The 16,705-nt window shown below is 63.3% G+C and carries 18 protein-coding genes; 11 read left to right on the forward strand and 7 right to left on the reverse strand.

Features of this window, described 5'->3' with window-relative positions; genetic code table 11:
• Positions 1-18: 18 nt before the first annotated feature.
• On the reverse strand, positions 19-870 hold the full coding sequence (locus ACVOMB_RS06320; RefSeq protein WP_481530405.1) for a DUF1838 family protein: 852 nt from the start codon (positions 868-870) through the stop codon (positions 19-21).
• A gap of 443 nt (positions 871-1,313) precedes the next feature.
• On the opposite strand from ACVOMB_RS06320, the gene ACVOMB_RS06325 reads away from it, so the two are divergent.
• The 3 genes from ACVOMB_RS06325 to ACVOMB_RS06335 are packed head-to-tail and all read left to right on the forward strand — an operon-like array spanning position 1,314 to position 3,409.
• Complete coding sequence (locus ACVOMB_RS06325; protein WP_481530406.1) at positions 1,314-2,501, forward strand: class I SAM-dependent methyltransferase; 1,188 nt, start codon at positions 1,314-1,316, stop codon at positions 2,499-2,501.
• Positions 2,498-2,857 carry a hypothetical protein gene (locus tag ACVOMB_RS06330; RefSeq protein WP_481530407.1) on the forward strand — a complete coding sequence of 120 codons (360 nt, stop codon included), beginning with the start codon at positions 2,498-2,500 and terminating at the stop codon, positions 2,855-2,857. The genes ACVOMB_RS06325 and ACVOMB_RS06330 overlap by 4 nt, the downstream gene beginning before the upstream one ends.
• A gap of 45 nt (positions 2,858-2,902) precedes the next feature.
• Positions 2,903-3,409, forward strand: coding sequence for a hypothetical protein (locus ACVOMB_RS06335; RefSeq protein ID WP_481530408.1), 507 nt, complete (start codon positions 2,903-2,905; stop codon positions 3,407-3,409).
• Between the two features lie 96 nt (positions 3,410-3,505).
• Here ACVOMB_RS06335 and ACVOMB_RS06340 read toward each other — a convergent pair whose 3' ends face one another.
• Positions 3,506-3,724 (reverse strand): hypothetical protein, encoded by a 219-nt coding sequence (locus ACVOMB_RS06340; RefSeq protein WP_481530409.1) that lies wholly within the window; start codon positions 3,722-3,724, stop codon positions 3,506-3,508.
• Positions 3,725-3,758: 34 nt separating this feature from the next.
• Between ACVOMB_RS06340 and ACVOMB_RS06345 the strand changes: the two genes are divergently transcribed.
• Both ACVOMB_RS06345 and ACVOMB_RS06350 read left to right on the forward strand, forming a co-directional pair.
• Positions 3,759-4,901, forward strand: a complete 1,143-nt coding sequence (locus ACVOMB_RS06345; RefSeq protein ID WP_481530410.1) for a nitrilase-related carbon-nitrogen hydrolase — start codon at positions 3,759-3,761, stop codon at positions 4,899-4,901.
• A 185-nt stretch (positions 4,902-5,086) separates the two neighbouring features.
• Positions 5,087-5,665 (forward strand): methyltransferase family protein, encoded by a 579-nt coding sequence (locus ACVOMB_RS06350; RefSeq protein WP_481530411.1) that lies wholly within the window; start codon positions 5,087-5,089, stop codon positions 5,663-5,665.
• A gap of 4 nt (positions 5,666-5,669) precedes the next feature.
• On the opposite strand, the gene ACVOMB_RS06355 is transcribed toward ACVOMB_RS06350, so the two are convergent.
• Entirely contained in the window at positions 5,670-6,425 is a 756-nt protein-coding gene (locus ACVOMB_RS06355; RefSeq protein WP_481530412.1) for a hypothetical protein, read from the reverse strand.
• A gap of 140 nt (positions 6,426-6,565) precedes the next feature.
• On the opposite strand from ACVOMB_RS06355, the gene ACVOMB_RS06360 reads away from it, so the two are divergent.
• The 5 genes from ACVOMB_RS06360 (at position 6,566) to ACVOMB_RS06380 (ending at position 10,896) form a co-directional block, all read left to right on the forward strand.
• Positions 6,566-7,942 (forward strand): amino acid permease, encoded by a 1,377-nt coding sequence (locus ACVOMB_RS06360; protein ID WP_481530413.1) that lies wholly within the window; start codon positions 6,566-6,568, stop codon positions 7,940-7,942.
• Positions 7,943-8,035: 93 nt separating this feature from the next.
• On the forward strand, positions 8,036-8,620 hold the full coding sequence (locus ACVOMB_RS06365; protein WP_481530414.1) for a YdeI/OmpD-associated family protein: 585 nt from the start codon (positions 8,036-8,038) through the stop codon (positions 8,618-8,620).
• Positions 8,621-8,683: 63 nt separating this feature from the next.
• Positions 8,684-8,950 (forward strand): hypothetical protein, encoded by a 267-nt coding sequence (locus ACVOMB_RS06370; protein WP_481530415.1) that lies wholly within the window; start codon positions 8,684-8,686, stop codon positions 8,948-8,950.
• Between the two features lie 252 nt (positions 8,951-9,202).
• Complete coding sequence (gene hmpA / locus ACVOMB_RS06375; protein WP_481530416.1) at positions 9,203-10,384, forward strand: NO-inducible flavohemoprotein; 1,182 nt, start codon at positions 9,203-9,205, stop codon at positions 10,382-10,384.
• Between the two features lie 131 nt (positions 10,385-10,515).
• The gene (locus ACVOMB_RS06380) at positions 10,516-10,896 is read left to right on the forward strand and encodes a DUF1761 domain-containing protein (RefSeq protein WP_481530417.1); all 381 of its coding nucleotides are present in this window, start codon (positions 10,516-10,518) and stop codon (positions 10,894-10,896) included.
• A 940-nt stretch (positions 10,897-11,836) separates the two neighbouring features.
• Here ACVOMB_RS06380 and ACVOMB_RS06385 read toward each other — a convergent pair.
• From ACVOMB_RS06385 to aroE, 4 genes are all read right to left on the reverse strand, one after another.
• Complete coding sequence (locus tag ACVOMB_RS06385; protein WP_481530418.1) at positions 11,837-12,265, reverse strand: hypothetical protein; 429 nt, start codon at positions 12,263-12,265, stop codon at positions 11,837-11,839.
• A 71-nt stretch (positions 12,266-12,336) separates the two neighbouring features.
• On the reverse strand, positions 12,337-14,436 hold the full coding sequence (dinG, locus tag ACVOMB_RS06390; RefSeq protein WP_481530419.1) for an ATP-dependent DNA helicase DinG: 2,100 nt from the start codon (positions 14,434-14,436) through the stop codon (positions 12,337-12,339).
• Positions 14,437-14,510: 74 nt separating this feature from the next.
• Entirely contained in the window at positions 14,511-14,858 is a 348-nt protein-coding gene (locus ACVOMB_RS06395; RefSeq protein ID WP_481530420.1) for a hypothetical protein, read from the reverse strand.
• Positions 14,859-14,875: 17 nt separating this feature from the next.
• Positions 14,876-15,724 carry a shikimate dehydrogenase gene (aroE, locus tag ACVOMB_RS06400; protein WP_282269333.1) on the reverse strand — a complete coding sequence of 283 codons (849 nt, stop codon included), beginning with the start codon at positions 15,722-15,724 and terminating at the stop codon, positions 14,876-14,878.
• Between the two features lie 52 nt (positions 15,725-15,776).
• Here aroE and ACVOMB_RS06405 point away from each other — a divergent pair, with 52 nt between their 5' ends.
• A complete protein-coding gene (locus tag ACVOMB_RS06405) occupies positions 15,777-16,655 on the forward strand; it encodes a TolB family protein (protein ID WP_481530421.1) in 879 nt (292 codons plus the stop codon).
• Positions 16,656-16,705 lie beyond the last annotated feature (50 nt).

The raw sequence follows: 16,705 nt of genomic DNA on the forward strand, positions 1-16,705 counted from the left end.
GTCCAGTGCTTCCGTACTTCAGTCCTGCTGTTTCGCCGCCGCGCCCTGCTTGAGCTGCTTGTAGGCGCTCCAGCTGGTGACGTTGGGCTGCACCCAGGTTTCGGGTGCGCGTGCGTATTCCGGGTAGCGGTTACGCACGAGTTCCTGGATATCGGCCGGCAGTTCGCTGACCGATGCGCGCTTGTTGCCCTGCGCGATGTACAACAGGCTGCCCGGGCGCATACCCAGCTTCATCCATGGCAGCCACGGCCCGATGCGGGTCCAGCCATAGGTGACCGGCACGCTCTTCAGCGCCGGGTTCTCCAGATCCGCGCGTGGCGCGAAGAACATGAAGTGCTCCGAGCCCATATAGGTGGGGCCACTGGATTCGGCGGGGAACTCGGCCGGCTGCAGCGGGTTGGGATAGGCCAGCGGAATGTTGAGGGTCAGCATCACCTGCTCGCCGGCTTCCACCCATGGCAGCTGCAGCGGGCGGCCCGGCGCGTTGAGCACGGTGTTGACCGGGTCATTGGCGACCTGCACCACCTCATTGCGCTCACCGGACAGCGGGTTGTCCCAGCTGTCGATGATCTTGCCGGTCTTCAGATCGCGGTAAAACGTGAGCTCACGCGTGTACAGGCGCCACACGCCATCTGCCTGCTTCTCGGCACGGCAGATGTTGTAGCCCTCGAAGCCCATCAACGGCGCGGCCTTCTTGCCGGGCTCCTGCGCGAACAAGGTGCCAGCCCACCACAGGATCTCTTCCTGCTTGGGGTCCAGCGAGCAGCGCAGCTTGACCATTGCTTCAACGCTGCCCGTTTCAGACCGCAGATCCAGCGCTTTTGCCTGTGGCGAAAGTGCGATTGCAGCAGCCAGCAAAACCGATGACATTCGAATCACGTCCAACCCCCGGTTGAAATGGAGCGATGAAGCCAGTGCCTTGGCCTGCTCCGGACCACGGAAGACAGGCCTGCTGACCCATCGAAGATGACATATAGCTATATCATTAGTACATGATTGTCCAATCATTTGTAGAACCTATGTCGGCGATCCCCCGGCAGCGCTGGGCGGCATGAAAACCTTGCTGCGCGGGCCACTGGCGAGACTGCGCAAGATGTTGCTTCGCAACAAAAAAGCTTCCGATCGGAGCATGAAAATCGGCACTGGCTTTTTGTCCGGACATTTGAGAAATTCGGGAATCGGGATGTGTCAGCAGGGCTGCAGCCACCGCCGCGGGGACCGTGGCGCAGGTATCAAACCGACGCTTGACCCCGACCAGACCTGCATGACATATAGATATAACTTTAGAACTTGAAGCCTTCCGAGGAATCGCCATGAGCCAGCAAGCCCTGCCCCCCAGTTGGCAGCACGTGGGCCGCCACGCGGTGTTCCCTGACAGCGCGCTCGACGACACCGCGCGCTTCGACTTCCTGGCCAACCTCAATGGCTACCTGGCCACCCAGCTCAGTCCCAAGGTCAAGGTCGCCTACGAAGCTCGGGTAAAACCGGCGTTCGAAAAAGAAAAGGGCCGCGCCCCGCAAACCCGACATGAAGTGCGCAAGGCGATGGCCGGCGATGCGATCTACCAGACCTGGAGCGCCCTGCGCCGCAGCAGCATGGAAATGCGCCAGCAGGCCGGTCGCGGCCTGGTGCTCAAGCAGGTGGATGCACTGATCGAAAAGACCCGCGCCCTCAACGCCAGCGACGATGGCCTGCAACTCGATCCCTCGGTACAGGTGCCGCGCTATTCCAGCGCGGTCGACATCCACTGCATGCCCGGCGGCTATCACACCGAGCTGCTGGCCGATGACGTGTCCGCCGCGGCCAACTACGACTGCGGCATCTTCGCCACCACCGGCGGCATGCTTGGCCGTTACAACGACGGCGGCGGTCAGGCCTTGGCGCAGTGGTTGCAGGAACAGCATCCCGACTTCAAGCCGCGCCGCATCCTCGATATCGGCTGCACCGTCGGCCACAACATCGTGCCGCTGGCGCAGGCCTTTCCCGATGCCGAAGTGATCGCGATCGATGTAGCCGCGCCGATGCTGCGCTATGCGCATGCCCGCGCCCGTGCGCTTGGCGTCAACAACATCACGTTCCGCCAGGCCAATGGTGAAGCGCTGGACTATGCGGATGGTTCGTTCGACCTGATCACCACTGCCATGTTCTGGCATGAGAGCTCTTCCACGGCGATGCCGCGCAAGCTGCGCGAGATCCAGCGCCTGCTTGCCAGCGGCGGCCTGACCGCGCATCTGGAGCAGCCGCAGTACCACGGCATGGACCCTTACGAGCAGTTCATCCGCGACTGGGATGCGTACAACAACAACGAGCCATTCTGGAGCGTGATGCACGAGTACGACCTGCGCCAGATGATGGCTGCGGCCGGCTTTGACGCAGAGCGCTATTTCGAAACCAAGGTCCGTGGTGTGGTTGACCGGGACATTTTCCCGGTCGCCAGCGAAAGCGGCGAAGACCACGGCCGCGCCGCGCTGTGGACCATGTTTGGAGCGTGGAAAGCATGAGCATCGATCCGATCGCCCTGGCCGGCAGCCGCGCCCGTGGCAAACGTCCGTACTTCTTCAAGGACCCGGACGTGGAGCGCGTGTTGTCCATCGCCATGGCCATCGCCATGGAGAACGCCGTTACCCATCAGCGCCTGGACGCGCTGGAACGCTTGATCGAACAGAAAGGCTTGCTCAGCCGCGAGGAACTGGACCAGTTCCGCCCGGACCGTGAGGCCGAAGCACAGCGCACGCTGTGGATGAAGGAATACATCGCCCGGGTGCTGCGCATCGTGCAGCAGGAAACCGAGGTGTTGGAAAGCGGTGCTATGGACGTGCCGATGGAAGAAGTCATGGATGAACTTCGCGACCAGTAAGACGCAACAGCGTCGCCCATCAAAGACCACAACCAAGGAAAGCACATGACCGATCTGGCCAAGCACATGCCCGCCCTCGCCCGCCATGAGGGCGTCTGGGATGGCGTGTACCGCTACTACGATGCCAACGGCGACAAGATCGACGAACACAAGTCGCGCCTGATCTGCCGCATCACCGGCGACGACAAAGCCCCGTACCACCAGACCAATCATTACAGCTGGGCGGACGGCAAGACCGAAGTCCGCGACTTCCCGACGTCCTACCTGTTCGGCCGCATCATTTTCGACAATGAGCTGATTTACGGCTGGTGCACCGAAATTCCGGAAGACGACCATCACCGCACGCTGATGCTGTATTGGCAGCGCAAGGGGGAGGACGGTCTGGAGTTGTACGAAATGATCCAGCTGTCCGACTGCGGCCAGCTGCGCAACCGCATCTGGCATTGGTATAAGCGCGGCGTACTGGTGCAGCGCACGCAGATTGACGAGAAGTTTGTGAGCCGCGACTGGCAGAAGATCAAGGGCGAGAGCTTCAACGGCGACCCGATCTGATCTGCTGCTTAGGCCCCTCTCCCGCCTGCGGGAGAGGGGTTGGGGTGAGGGGACGCTTCTAGCAAGCAGGCCAAAATCCTGGAAGCTCTTAACGCCTTAAAAGCTCCCCTCATCCGCCCCTTCGGGGCACCTTCTCCCGCAAGCGGGAGAAGCAACAGCAACAGCAACAGCAACAGCAACTGCAACTGCAACTGCAACTGCAACAGCAACAGCAACAGCAACAGCAACTGCAACAGCAACAGCAACTGCAACTGCAACTGCAACTGCAACTGCAACTGCAACTGCAACTGCAACTGCAACTGCAACTGCAACCAAGATGATCCACGCCGCCCATCCATCGAGGCAAGCAATGAGCAACACCCGCAGACATTTCCTCGGCAGCGCCGCCGGCCTGGCCGCACTCGGCGCCGTCGGCCCCGCCCTGCTTGGCACCCCGGCACCTGCGCAAGCGGCCATGGGCAAGGGGCCGGGCGCGCTCAACGAGCGCACCGATGGCACTTACGCCACGGTTGAACTGACCAAGCCGGCATGGACCCTGGGCTTGGTGCAATCGCGCGTGCACAGCTTCGATGCCAAGGAATGGAAGGCGGGCAGCAAGCGCAACCTGGCGCATATGCTCGAGCTCATCGACAAGGCGCATTACCACGCCAAGCCCGATCTGCTGCAGTTCCACGAGTTCCCGCTCAGCGGCTGGCGCAAGTGGACCCGCGATGAAATCCTCAAATTCGCGATCACCATCCCCGGCGAAGAAACCGAAGCCATCGCCAAGAAGGCACGCCAATACGGCACCTGGATCGTGTTCGGCGCCTACGCCATCGATCCGGATTGGCCGGGCCACGTGTTGTCGATCACCACGATCATGAACGACAAGGGCGAGATCGTGGACAAGCACTGGAAGGCGCGCAACCTCAAGGGCGCCTTCCCTGATTTCGAACTGTTCACAACCACCACGTATGACGTGCTCGATCGCTACGTGGAAATGTACGGCCGCGATGCGGTGGTGCCGGTGACCCGCACGCCGCTGGGCAATATCTGCACCAGCTCCACCCAGCGTGAGCCGGAGCTGTTCCGGGCGATGGCGTTCAAGGGCGCCGAAGTGTTCCTGCGTACTGCCTCGGGTGGTTTCTCGGACATGGATGTCGCGGCCTGCGCGATGTACAACGGCGTCTACTCGTCCATCGTCAACAACTCGATCTCGCCGGATAACGGCCCCTACTTCGACGACCCGGGTTCAGGCGGCACCGCCCTGTACGACCCCAGCGGCAAGATCGTCGCCGAGGCGCAGAGCAAGGAAGAAACCCTGGTGCTGGGCCGCGTGCCGATTGCCGAGCTGCGCGCGCGCAAGCGCCAGCCTGTCGTGCATATGGATCTGTTCCGCGACGTCTACGACACCTACCAGAACGCCTACCCACCGAACCTGTGGTCGGAATACCTGCCTACTTCGCTGGAAGATGCAGCGCGCTACATCCGCGGCAAGTCGCGCTGGAAGTAAGCTGTAACAACAACGGCGCCGCAAGGCGCCGTTGCTTCATCCAACGCCCCCGCTGATTCCAGAGGCTCGGAGGAAGGAGGCTTCGAGGCGCAACGCGCGGCCCTGCCCACAGCCAATCCAACTCACGGGCAGGTGACGCGGCGCGGATCAAACTGAGTGCCAGTTCTGCAACGACGGAGTCGCCAATGCCAGCCGTCTTCCATCTCGGCCTGCTGCTGTGTTGGGCCGTGGTGCTTGGTTATTGGGCCATCACCGCACTGCGCGCCAAGCAGGTGACCCGTAGCGAGTCGCGCGCCAGGCAGTTCCTGGCGTATTGGCTGCCGTTGATCATCGCGATAGTTCTACTGGGCCCGGGCCATTGGTTCGGCCATAGCTGGCTGCGTGAGCAGTTTGTGCCGCATTCGTTGCCGATATACGCATTGGGCCTGCTGCTGTGTGTGGCCGGTGCCGCACTCGCGCTGTGGTCGCGCTGGCAGCTGGGCCGCAATTGGAGCGGCAATGTGCAGATCAAGCAGGCGCACGAGTTGATCAGCAGCGGGCCGTATGCGCATGTGCGCAACCCGATCTACAGCGGTTTCCTGCTGATGTTCAGCGGCACCGCCTTGATGATTGGAGATTGGCGTGGGGTGATCGCCGTGGCGATCGTGTTCGCCTCGTTCTGGGTCAAGCTGCGTCAGGAGGAACGCTTCCTGGCAGCCCACTTCGGGCCCGCCTACAGCGCCTATGCGGCGCGCACCAAACGTTTGATTCCCGGCTTGCTGTAGCGCCTCAAGCGCCGCGCTCGGGATCATCCTCGCCGCCGCGGCCTGCACCGTAACCCAGCCCAGCGCCCATGCCCATGCCGGCGCCAATCCCGCCCATGCCACCACCGGCACCGCCACCACCTTTGCCAGCGCCGCCAGCGGCCTCCTTGTCGGCGCCTTTGCCTGCGCCCTTGTTGCCACCGCTACTGCCAGCCGGCCGCAACGGCCCTTGCCGGGGAATGGTGACGGCGGCCGGTATCACCTCCAGGTCCAGCACGCTGCGGACGAAGTCGCGCAGCGACACCACCAGCTCGGCGGTGTGGATCGGCCGGCCCTCGACCATGTCGGTGGCAGCGCGCGCGGCCAGCCGCACCTGCTCCTCGGTGCCAAGCAGGATCACATCCGACAGCGCCGCTTCCACCGCATCGCGGATGCGCCGCGCGCGTTCGCCGGCCTCGCCCGGATCCTGCGTCGGCAACAGCAGGGCGCCCTCGTCGGTGGTGACTGCCTGCCCCTGTGCCAGCTCGGCGGCGCGCCGGCGCAGGTCGCGCAGATGGCTGGGGTCTACGCTGAGATCGCCCGTAAAGGAACCGCCCAGCGTCTTGTAGGCGGCTATCAGGGTCTTCAGCCGCTCGTTGATCTGCCGGTTGGCGGCTTCACGCTTCTGCTGCACCGCCTGCATCACCAGCAGGCGGATGCCCACACCGATCAAGGTGATGATCGCCAGGCCCAATAATGTCGACAACAGGCCCTGCCAGGAACTGAAATCCAGACCGCGCATGCGTCCACCACTTGCTGCAGGCGCACATCGGCGCGGAGGCAATCATCCTAGCGATTTGTCAGTGCGCGTAGGCAAAACGAAGGACACGGCAGTGAAAAGACGCGGTATCGTGTCGCCCTTCTCTCCACCGAACGACATCGATGCCCGCCAATCCTTCCGCCCCGACCAACGCGTCGTCGCAGAAACTGGAACGTGCGCTCAAGCCACGCCAGCTGATCATGATGGGCCTGGGCAGCGCGATCGGCGCCGGCCTGTTCCTGGGCTCGGGCGTGGGTATCCAGGCCGCCGGGCCGGCCGTGCTGATCTCCTATCTGGTAGCCGGCACCCTGGTCATCATCATGATGCACGCCATGGGCGAGATGGCCGCCGCACGGCCAGCCAGCGGCGCGTTCTCGGTGTACGCGGCCGATGCGCTGGGTGCCACCGCCGGCGCCACCGTGGGCTGGCTGTGGTGGGCACAGCTGGTGGTGGTGATCGCGGCCGAATCGGTCGGTGCAGCCGGCCTGCTCAGCACCGTATGGCCACAATTGTCGGTACCGCTGACCTCGCTGGCATTCATGCTGGTATTTACCGCGATCAACCTGCTGGGCGTGCGCAATTTCGGCGAATTCGAGTTCTGGTTCGCCATTCTCAAGGTCGCCGCCATCGTCGCCTTCATCCTGGTCGGCATTGCCCTGCTGCTGGGCCTGCTGCCGAACGTGCCCTCGCCCGGCCTGGCCAACATCACCGGCCACGATGGCTTCATGCCCAAGGGGCTGACCGGCATTGGCGCGGCCCTGCTGGTGGTGATCTTCGCCTTCGGCGGCACCGAGATCGTCGCGGTGGCCGCGGCCGAAACCCAGGACCCCGAGCGCAGCCTGGCCCGCGCCATCCGTACCGTGGCCTGGCGCATCCTGGTGTTCTACATCGGCTCGATCGGCGTGATCATCGCGGTGGTGCCATGGAACAGCGAGACCCTGAAATCGCCGTTTGCCGCGGTGCTGCAGGTAGCCAACATCCCCGGCGCAGCCACGGCCATCACCCTGATCGCGGTGATCGCCCTGCTGTCGGCGCTGAACGCCAACCTGTACGGTGCCTCGCGGATGATCTACTCGCTGGCCGAACGACGCGAAGCGCCGCGCTGGCTGGGCCTGACCAATACCCGCCAGGTACCTGTGGTAGCCGTGCTGGCCAGCGTGCTGTTCGGCTTTGTCGCCACCGTGCTGGAGTTGATCTACCCGGACAAAGTGCTGCCGGTGCTGCTCAACGTGGTCGGCTCCACCTGCCTGCTGGTGTGGACCATCACCCTGGTGTCGCAGCTGATCCTGCGCCGCCGCGCCGACCGCCTAGGCACCCCACTGCCGTTCCGTATGGCTGGCTTCCCCTACCTGACGGTGCTGGCACTGGCGATCCTGGCGCTGATCTTCGCGCTGTTGCTGGTCACCCCGGAAACCCGCCTGCAGTTCCTGTCGATGGCCGCCTTCACCGCCTTCATCGCGCTGTGCAGCGGCTTGGCAAGGAAGTCGCGCCGCGCCTGACCATGCCAAATCAGCTGGCTTCGCAGCCCATCGCCACGATGGGCTTGTTTTAACGCGAAACTAACGGCAGGCTGCGCCCATCCGAGGCCAGTCATGCCAACCCCAGACCCCCGCGTAGACGACTACATCGCCAATGCCGCCGCTTTCGCGCAGCCGATACTGCACGAGATCCGCCAGCGTGTGCACAGCGGCTGCGGGGCGGTTGAAGAAGCCATCAAGTGGGGCATGCCGGCGTTTGTTTACAAGGGCAAGCTGCTGTGTGGCATGGCCGCGTTCAAGGCGCACGCCACCCTGGGTTTCTGGCAGCGCGAGGCCGGTAGCGGCGATGACTCGGCGATGGGCCAGTACGGCCGCCTGCAGTCAGCGGCCGACCTGCCCGGCAAGCGCGAATTCACAACCCAGCTACGTGCGGCCATGCAACGTATCGATGCAGGCGTAACCCGCCCCAAAGCGGTGCCACGTGCGCCGCTGCCGATGCCGCCCGCGTTTGCCGAGGCGCTGGCTGGTGCGGCGGCCGCCAAGGCACACTTTGACGGTTTCAGCCCTGGCTACCAACGCGACTATCTGGAGTGGATAGGTGAAGCCAAGCGCGACAGTACCCGCCAGCAGCGGATCGCCCAGGCCATCGAGTGGTTATCCGATGGCAAGCACCGCGGTTGGAAGCATGAGAAGCATTGACGTGGGACGCGCCAGCGATTCCACTTGCCGCAAACATCCCCCCATCAGTCCTGTTGCTACGCCATGATCGACCTAGAAGACCTCATCCAGCGCTCCATCGACCCTGAGTCCGTCAGGCTGGAAGGCACCCTGACAAATCCGCCGTCGTTCGGCGTATATGCCATCGAGAACATCGACGACGGCAGCACCCATTACCGCTTCGGCAACCACCCGGTACGCAAGCAGGAACTGGAAGACAAGTTCGGCAGCGCCGAGCTGGAATACCTGTTCCTCAGCCGCGAAGACGCAGCTGCATTGACCGCGGTACTGAATCGCCCCGAAGCGGACTGAGCAAGCCTCAGCTGGAGCCGAGCCATGTTCGGCTGAGGCATTGCCGTGTAGTGCCGAGCCATGCTCGGCAGGGGCTTTCCCGGTGAATCCTCATGTCGAGCATGGCTCGGCACTACATTTCGTTGCACCGGTGAAGCCCTTGCCGAGCATGGCTCGGCACTACAATCGGGCGGCCGCTTGATTTTTGTCATCGAGAAAACCGGTCCGGTGCGCGGAACATGGTGCTACCCCCGAAGCCGGATAGTTCCCACCATGCTCAGCCCCACCCAACGCGACCTGATCAAAGCCACTGTCCCATTGCTGGAGACTGGCGGCGAAGCGCTGACCAAGCATTTCTACGGCCGGATGTTGACCCAGAGCGATGTCGCGCGTCCGCTGTTCAACCCCAAGCACCAGAGCAGCGGCGACCAACCGCGTGCGCTGGCCAACTCAGTGCTGATGTACGCCAAGCACATCGACCGCCTGGAAGCGCTGGGTCCGCTGGTGGGGCAGATCGTCAACAAGCATGTTGCCCTGCAGATCCTGCCGGAGCACTACCCTATCGTCGGCCACCACCTGTTGGCCTCGATCCGCGAAGTGCTGGGCCCGGACATTGCCACCGACGAAATCATCGACGCATGGGGCGCCGCTTACCAGATGTTGGCCGACCTGTTGATCGGCGCCGAAGAAGAGGTATACGCGGCCAATGAAAAGGCCCCGGGCGGCTGGCGCGGTGCACGCACTTTCCGCGTTGCCGAGAAGGTGCCCGAAAGCGCGGAAATCACCTCCTTCCACCTGGTTCCGGCCGACGGCGGCGCGGTGGTGGACTTCAAGCCGGGCCAGTACATCGGCATGAAGCTGGAGCTCGACGGCGAAGAAACCCGCCGCAATTACTCACTGTCGCGCGCAGCCAATGGCATCGGTTATCGCATCAGCGTCAAGCGCGAAGGCAATGGCAAGGTATCCAACCATCTGCACGACAAGGTGCAGGTCGGTGACACGCTGGAGCTGTTCGCCCCGGCCGGTGATTTCACTCTGGTGGCCAGCGAGCGCCCGGTCGCCTTCATCAGCGGCGGCGTCGGCATCACCCCGACCCTGCCGATGCTGGAGCAGGCCTTGGCCAGCGGTCGCCAGGTGCATTTCATCCATTGCGCGCGCAATGGCGATGTACATGCGTTCCGTGAGTTCATCGCCGACAAGCAGAAGCAGCATCCGCAGCTGCACAGCTACACCTGCTACAGCGAAGCGCTGCCGGGTGATGCTGGCGACGCCGAGGGCTTCCTCAGCCGTGAACTGCTGGAGCAGTGGTTGCCGGCCGAACGCGATATGGACGCCTACTTCCTCGGCCCGAAGCCATTCATGGCGCAGGTGAAGAAATTGCTACGTGATGCAGGCGTGCCGGAAGCGCAGAGCCGCTACGAGTTCTTTGGCCCGGCTGCAGCGTTGGAAGCCTGAGTCGCGTCATAGCAACGTGTGCGAGGCAGGAGGCCGGCAGGGAAACCCGCCGGCCTTCTTTGTTGCGACGGCTACGCAAGCGCATGCCGCGGCGCTAGGATGCGGCATCGCTCACTGCCCAGGGGAAGCGCATGAACGTTTATGCCGTGGTGTTGGCCGCTGTATCGAGTTTCCTGCTGGGCGGGCTGTGGTATTCACCCATCCTGTTCGGACGCGCCTGGAACCGTGAAAACGGCGGCGAAGTGCCGCAGGGACATCCGGGCAAGGTCTTCGGCGTGGCCTTTGTGTTTTCGCTGGTGGCGGCGTTCGCCTTTGCCTGGTTTGTCGGCCCGCAGCCGGAGCTGCGCAAGGCTTTGTTGTGCGGTGTGGTTGCGGGCTTCGGCATGGTTGCGGCGAGCTTCGGCATCAACTATCAGTTCGCTCAACGCAGCGGAAAGTTGTGGGCAATTGACGGCGGTTACCACACCGCGCAGTTCGTGCTGTTCGGCCTGATCCTGGGCCTATGGCACTAAGCCAGTAGTTGCTGTTGCTGTTGCTGTTGTTGCTGTTGCTGTTGCTGTTGCTGTTGCTGTTGTTGCTGTTGCTGTTGCTGTTGTTGCTGTTGCTCTAGCCCCCTCCCTTTGCCGCAGGCAAGGGGAGGGCTGGGGAGGGGTAGCTTCGGCCGTTGCCGTTGCCGTTGCCGTTGCCGTGGATTTTGACTTTGACTTACAGGGTCCCCTTCCGCAGCGACGGAGCTGACGGATAGGACCCCGCAGGGGCGGCGCACACGGATGTGCGTCGTTTTTCGACGATACAAGGATGTATCGTCGAAAAATCCCGGCAGCGGAGTGGACCTGGAGCGCGCAGCGCGGAAGGCGCGTAGGCAGGGTGTGCTTTCTTTGGGCCACCTTTCTTTGCACAAGCAAAGAAAGGTGCGCTCGCGCGCCGCAGGCGGGCGAAAGCTCTGCACTTGCACTTGCACTTGCACTGGCTTTGGCTTTGGCTTTGGCTTTGGCTTTGGCTTTGGCTTTGGCTTTGGCTTTGGCTTTGGCTTTGGCTTTGGCTTTGGCTTTGGCAGCAACAGCCGAAGCCGAAGCCAGGGCTTTCACTCCCCTTCGGGGAGCGAGTTACTTTTCTTTGCTTGTGCAAAGAAAAGATAACCAAAAGAAAGCACACCCTGCCTCCGCGCCCACGCCGCTACGCGACGCGGGTCCACTCCGCCAGCGGGATTTTTCGACACGACATCCCTGTCGTGGCGAAAAACGACGTGCATCCATGCACGTCGCCCTTCGGGTTCTTCCCACTGGCTCCGTCGCTGCGGAAGGGGCCCGGTAGGTCAAAAGCCCGAGCCAAAGCAAGGGCAACTGCAACTGCAACTGCAACTGCAAAGGCTACCCCTCCCCAGCCCTCCCCTGCGCTTTGCGCAAGGGAGGGAGCTAAGCAACTTTACGCTGGGGTGGGAGCGAAGCAGCGTTACGCTAGGTTTGCGCGTAGCCAGCGCATTACGGTTTCAACTACACCCAGCTTCTGCGGCACGTCCAACCCCAACGCCCGCGCAAAACCATCAGCGTTACGGATGAACGCCTGACGCGCGATCCGCTGCGCCTGCTGCACCGTCGACTGCTGCCGACGTAGCTGAACGATCTGCACCGATGGACGACCCGGCGGCGCAAATTTCTGGAAACGGCGTAGTTCATCGGCAACCAGACTCACGTCGTTGTCTGCCTTGAGCTGGCTCTCACCCGCCAACAACAGCTGCTCCAGCGCGGAACCTGCAGCAGTCAGCGCCTCACCTTCGACAGCAAACATCGCGTGTGGTCCCAACAGCGCCAATGCGCCGTCGCGCTGCTGCAGACGCTGCAGTTGCTGTGTCCAAGGGAAGGTTGCGGGAGGGGTAGCCATGGCTATTTCTAATGGAGGGAAGGCGGCGAACTTTACGGGTTGGTGATCGGATGTGCCAGCAAGGAACTACCTCAGCCAATCACCCGCTTGAACGGCGGCAAGGAATCAATGATGCGCTTGCCGTACCTGCGCGTCAGCAAGCGCGAATCCAGGATGATCACCCGCCCGGTGTCGGTCGAGGTACGGATCAAACGCCCGGAAAACTGGGTCAAGGTGCGCAGCGCGTGCGGGATCGCAATCAGGTTGAACGAGTTCAAACCGCGGCTCTCGAACCATTCGCTCAGCGTCGAGGTCTGCGGATCGGTTGGCACCGCAAACGGCACCTGGGTGATCACCACCGTGGTGCAGGCCTCACCCGGCAAGTCCAGACCTTCACCAAACGAGTTCAAACCGAACAACACCGAGCCCTCACCTTCACTGGTGCGCTTGATGTGCTGATCGATCATCTTCTGCTTGGCGCCGTCGCCCTGCACCAGCACCTTCTTGCGCAGCGTCGCCGGCATCAACTCGGCTACTTTTTCCATCTTCCAGCGCGAGGTGAACAAGACCATGCTGCCCTTGTCCCAATCCAGCTCGCTGGCCAGGTACTTCGCCACTTCCTTGGGATGACGCTCGCGGTCATCCGGGGTCACCGGGAACTGCGGCACGATCAACTCGGCCTGGTTGGGAAGGTCGAACGGCGAGGCCAGCGACACCATCTCCGCTTCTTCGGGAATGCCGTTGTCGATTGCCAGCGACTGGAAATCGCCGCCGCCGGTCAGCGTCGCCGAGGTCATCACCACCGAGTCCACTTCATCCCACAGCAGTTTGCGCAGCACCATCGCCGCCGATACCGGCGAGCAATGCAGGATGTAGTCGCCATCGCGTGACATGGTCACCCAGCGCGCGATCGGCGGCTGGCCTTCCTTGTCCTCGCGGCGCCAGCCCGCCCACAGGTTGTACTGCTGCTCGACCATTTCCTGGGCCATACCCAGGTTGCGCTGCAGGCGCTCGACTGCGGGATCATCTTGCTTGCCCTTGGCCACTGCAGAAGCCGCCGCCGTTGCCCAATTGAGCAGGGTGCGGGTTTCATCGGCCAATACTTCGATAGGCTGCCGCCAGGATTCAGGCAGGCGGCCATTGGCCGCGCGCCACATCGGCTCACGGTCATCGGGCTGCGGAATCCAGACGTTGCCGATGTCATCGCGGAAGGCCTTCAGCAGTTTGCTCACCCGCGATGCCACATCGATGGCTTCGTTCGGCAACAGGTTGCCGATCTTGTCCTTGTCCACCGCACGGTAGGCGCCGGCAATCAGGATCTGCAGGCGGCCGGTGCGCTTGGCCATATCGTCCAGCGGCAGATTGGCTGCGCCCTGGTCGATGGCGACGTTTCCGATGTGGTGGCCTTCGTCCAGCACCAGCAGCATTTCGCCGGGCGGCGCGATCAAGGGCTGGCCGCTGTCGCTGTCGCCCAAGGACAGCGCCGACAACAGCAGCGCGTGGTTGGTGACGATGATCTGTGCATCACGCACTTCGGTGCGGGCACGCAGCACCGGGCATTGCGCCGAATACGCGCAGCGACGCCCGGCGCAGGCCGAAGCCGGCGTGGTGATGCGCATGCGCAGTGTGGGAGTGACGTTCTCCGGCGCGTTGTCCAGGTCGCCGTTCCAGCGACCTTCGATGAAGGCCTTGGTCAGCTTCTCGGCAACGTCCATTTCAATCGGTGCCAACGGACGGTCGTAGAGCTGCACGTCGTCGCCGAACATGCCTTCCTGCACGCCCTCGCCCTGCGCTTCGGCCGCGTTGCGGGTACACAGGTAACGGGTGCGGCCCTTGGCCAGCGCAACGGTGGCCTGCAGGCCGGTGGACTTGAGGAAGTTGGGGATGTCGCGCTCGACCAGCTGCGACTGCAGGGCCACGGTGCCGGTGCTGATGACCAGCTTCTTCTTGCTGGCCAGCGCAATCGGCACGCCAGCGGTGAGATAGCCCAGGCTCTTGCCGACGCCGGTAGGTGCTTCCACCACGCCAACGCCGCCGGTGCCCAGCGCGCGCGACACCACGCCGATCATCTGGCTCTGCGAGCGGCGCGTGCTGAAGCCCGGCGTGTTCGCCTGCAGCTTGCTGTAAGCGTCACGGATGCCGGTTTTGATGTCCTCGGTCAGCGCCCGTGGTGCTTCTACTTTTTCCGTCACGCCAATCTGCCAGCAGCTCAATCAAGACGGGCATTTTCCCATACCCGCCCGCATTCACCGAATGCGTTGCGGGCTCAGGCTTTGCCGGGGGCCTGCGGCCGCCGCAGCGCCTGCACCAGCGCCCAGGCCAGCAGGACGTAGCCCACCGCTTCCAGCAGCGACAGCACGATATGGCCAACGGTCAGCAGCGTATTCATCGAACCCATGCTGGCGTAGTTGCCACCTGCAATCAGTAGCAGGGGCACGGCGCTCAACACGCCACCAATCATGGTCACGGCCAGCAGCAATCCCAGCGCCGACAAGGCCACGCTGCGCACCTTGCCGCGCGGGGTGTCGAGCAGCATCACCAGGGCAACGCCCAAGCCGATCAGGATCGGCAGGCGGTAGCCGATGGAGATCAGCAAGGTAGTCAACAATTCCATGGGTTGCATAGCCGGCCTCAGTCCGCAGTGACCAGCAGCGCGTCACCGGCACGCAGCTCGGCGTAGATCGCATCGGTCTCCGGGCGCATGCCATGCCACTGCTGGAAGCTCTCGGCGGCCTGCTCGACCAGCATGCCCAGGCCATCGAAGCTGTTGCGGCAACCTGCCGCGCGCGCCCAGGCCAGGAACGGAATCGATGCCTCACCGTAATTCAGGTCCACCGCCGTGGTCATGCTGTTGACCAGCGACAGCGGCAGGTTGAAACCACTGCCCTCACCGCGTGCGGCCGAGGTGGCATTGATGATCAACTCGAAATCGCCCTGTTCGCGCAGATCATCCCAATAGGCGGAGATGGCGCGGCCGGGTTCGCTCATCGCATCGACCAGCGCATCGGCGCGTTCGGGCGAACGGTTGACCACGATCAGCTCGAGGATGCCTGCATCCAGCAGTGCCGGCGCCACGCCGCGCGCGGCGCCACCGGCACCCAGCAACAGCACGCGGCGACCGCGTAGATCCAGACCGTGACGGCCGGTGAGATCACGCACCAGGCCGATGCCGTCGGTATTGTCGCCATGCCAGCGATCACCCTTGCGCAGCAGCGTGTTGACCGCACCAGCGCGATGCGCGCGCGAGGTGGTGGTGGTGCACAGCGCGAACGCGGCTTCCTTGTGTGGAAGGGTCACGTTGGCGCCCACGCCGCCGTCAGCAGCAAAGGCTTCCAACGCGGCCACGAAGTCCTCCGGTGAGGCCTCGATGGCGCGGTAATCCACGGCGATGCCATGCGCCTTGCCGAACGCGGACTGGATGCGCGGCGACTGCGAATGGGCGATGGGCTGGCCGAAAACTGCGTAGCGTGGTGCGCTCATTGTGATCCTCTGCATGACCTAGACTGGACGCGACTTTACTTGCTGGACCCGTATGCGGACCCGTCATTTGCTGCTCGCGCTGCCCCTGAGTTTACCCTTTAGCCCCATTGCCTCGGCGCTTTCCGAATTCGGCATCGAAGGCATGGGGGTAGTTTCCACCCGTGCAGATGAAATCCGCGCCACGTTGTCGGCGGATGGGCAGCGCATCATCTGGGCCAGCAACCGCGCGGGCGGCGCAGGCGGCTGGGACCTGTGGCAGGCGACCCTGCAGGACAAGCGCTGGATGGACCCGCAGCCGCTGGCCTTGAACAGCGCCGCAGACGAGATCGATCCCTTTCTCAGCGCAGATGGCCGCTGGTTGTACTTTGCCTCCAACCGCAAGGGTGGCCAGGGTGGCTTTGACCTGTATCGGGCGCCGGTAGCGACCGATGGCAGCCTGGGCCAGCCGCAGAATCTGGGTCCGTCGGTGAACGGCAGGCAGGATGAGCGCTCACCTGCGCTGGCCGACGATGGCCGGCTGTTGTTTTCGAGCAATCGCACTGGCGGCAACGGCGGCTGGGATTTGTGGCGTGCACACGCTGCAGGTGACGGCTTTGCCGCGCCGGCTGCCTTGGTCGGCATCAATACTGCTGCCGACGAGTTGGATGCGAGTTGGCTGGGCGGCGGCCGTGGGGTGGTATTTGCCCGCGCGAATGCGAGTAACGGCGCTCAGCTGTGGCTGTCGCAGTGTCGGCAAGGACAATGGACTGGGGCGACGCTGCTGGGCTTGTCGTTCAACAGCGCTGATGGCGATACGCGTGGCGCGGTTATTGATGCCAACAAGCCCGGAGAGCTGGTGGTGAGCGGCAAGGCGCGCTCGCCGCGGGCTGGCGGCATGGATCTGTATCGGATGAAGGCGCCGTTGGTTGATGGGGATGATTCTTGTCGGTGAGGTTTTGGCTCTAAGGCAAAGGCAATAGCTCACCCCTCCCCAACCCTCCC

The sequence above is a fragment of the Stenotrophomonas sp. STEN018 genome (genome assembly GCF_056760235.1).

Bases quoted from the DNA above. Each gene is read 5' to 3' on its own strand.
- ACVOMB_RS06370 (WP_481530415.1), top strand. From the start codon at position 8,684: ATGATCGACCTAGAAGACCTCATCCAGCGCTCCATCGACCCTGAGTCC.
- ACVOMB_RS06345 (WP_481530410.1), top strand. From the start codon at position 3,759: ATGAGCAACACCCGCAGACATTTCCTCGGCAGCGCCGCCGGCCTGGCC.
- ACVOMB_RS06380 (WP_481530417.1), top strand. From the start codon at position 10,516: ATGAACGTTTATGCCGTGGTGTTGGCCGCTGTATCGAGTTTCCTGCTG.
- ACVOMB_RS06405 (WP_481530421.1), top strand. From the start codon at position 15,777: ATGCGGACCCGTCATTTGCTGCTCGCGCTGCCCCTGAGTTTACCCTTT.
- ACVOMB_RS06395 (WP_481530420.1), bottom strand. From the start codon at position 14,858: ATGGAATTGTTGACTACCTTGCTGATCTCCATCGGCTACCGCCTGCCG.
- ACVOMB_RS06325 (WP_481530406.1), top strand. From the start codon at position 1,314: ATGAGCCAGCAAGCCCTGCCCCCCAGTTGGCAGCACGTGGGCCGCCAC.
- ACVOMB_RS06385 (WP_481530418.1), bottom strand. From the start codon at position 12,265: ATGGCTACCCCTCCCGCAACCTTCCCTTGGACACAGCAACTGCAGCGT.
- ACVOMB_RS06330 (WP_481530407.1), top strand. From the start codon at position 2,498: ATGAGCATCGATCCGATCGCCCTGGCCGGCAGCCGCGCCCGTGGCAAA.
- ACVOMB_RS06360 (WP_481530413.1), top strand. From the start codon at position 6,566: ATGCCCGCCAATCCTTCCGCCCCGACCAACGCGTCGTCGCAGAAACTG.
- aroE (WP_282269333.1), bottom strand. From the start codon at position 15,724: ATGAGCGCACCACGCTACGCAGTTTTCGGCCAGCCCATCGCCCATTCG.
- ACVOMB_RS06350 (WP_481530411.1), top strand. From the start codon at position 5,087: ATGCCAGCCGTCTTCCATCTCGGCCTGCTGCTGTGTTGGGCCGTGGTG.
- ACVOMB_RS06320 (WP_481530405.1), bottom strand. From the start codon at position 870: ATGTCATCGGTTTTGCTGGCTGCTGCAATCGCACTTTCGCCACAGGCA.
- ACVOMB_RS06365 (WP_481530414.1), top strand. From the start codon at position 8,036: ATGCCAACCCCAGACCCCCGCGTAGACGACTACATCGCCAATGCCGCC.
- ACVOMB_RS06355 (WP_481530412.1), bottom strand. From the start codon at position 6,425: ATGCGCGGTCTGGATTTCAGTTCCTGGCAGGGCCTGTTGTCGACATTA.
- hmpA (WP_481530416.1), top strand. From the start codon at position 9,203: ATGCTCAGCCCCACCCAACGCGACCTGATCAAAGCCACTGTCCCATTG.
- ACVOMB_RS06335 (WP_481530408.1), top strand. From the start codon at position 2,903: ATGACCGATCTGGCCAAGCACATGCCCGCCCTCGCCCGCCATGAGGGC.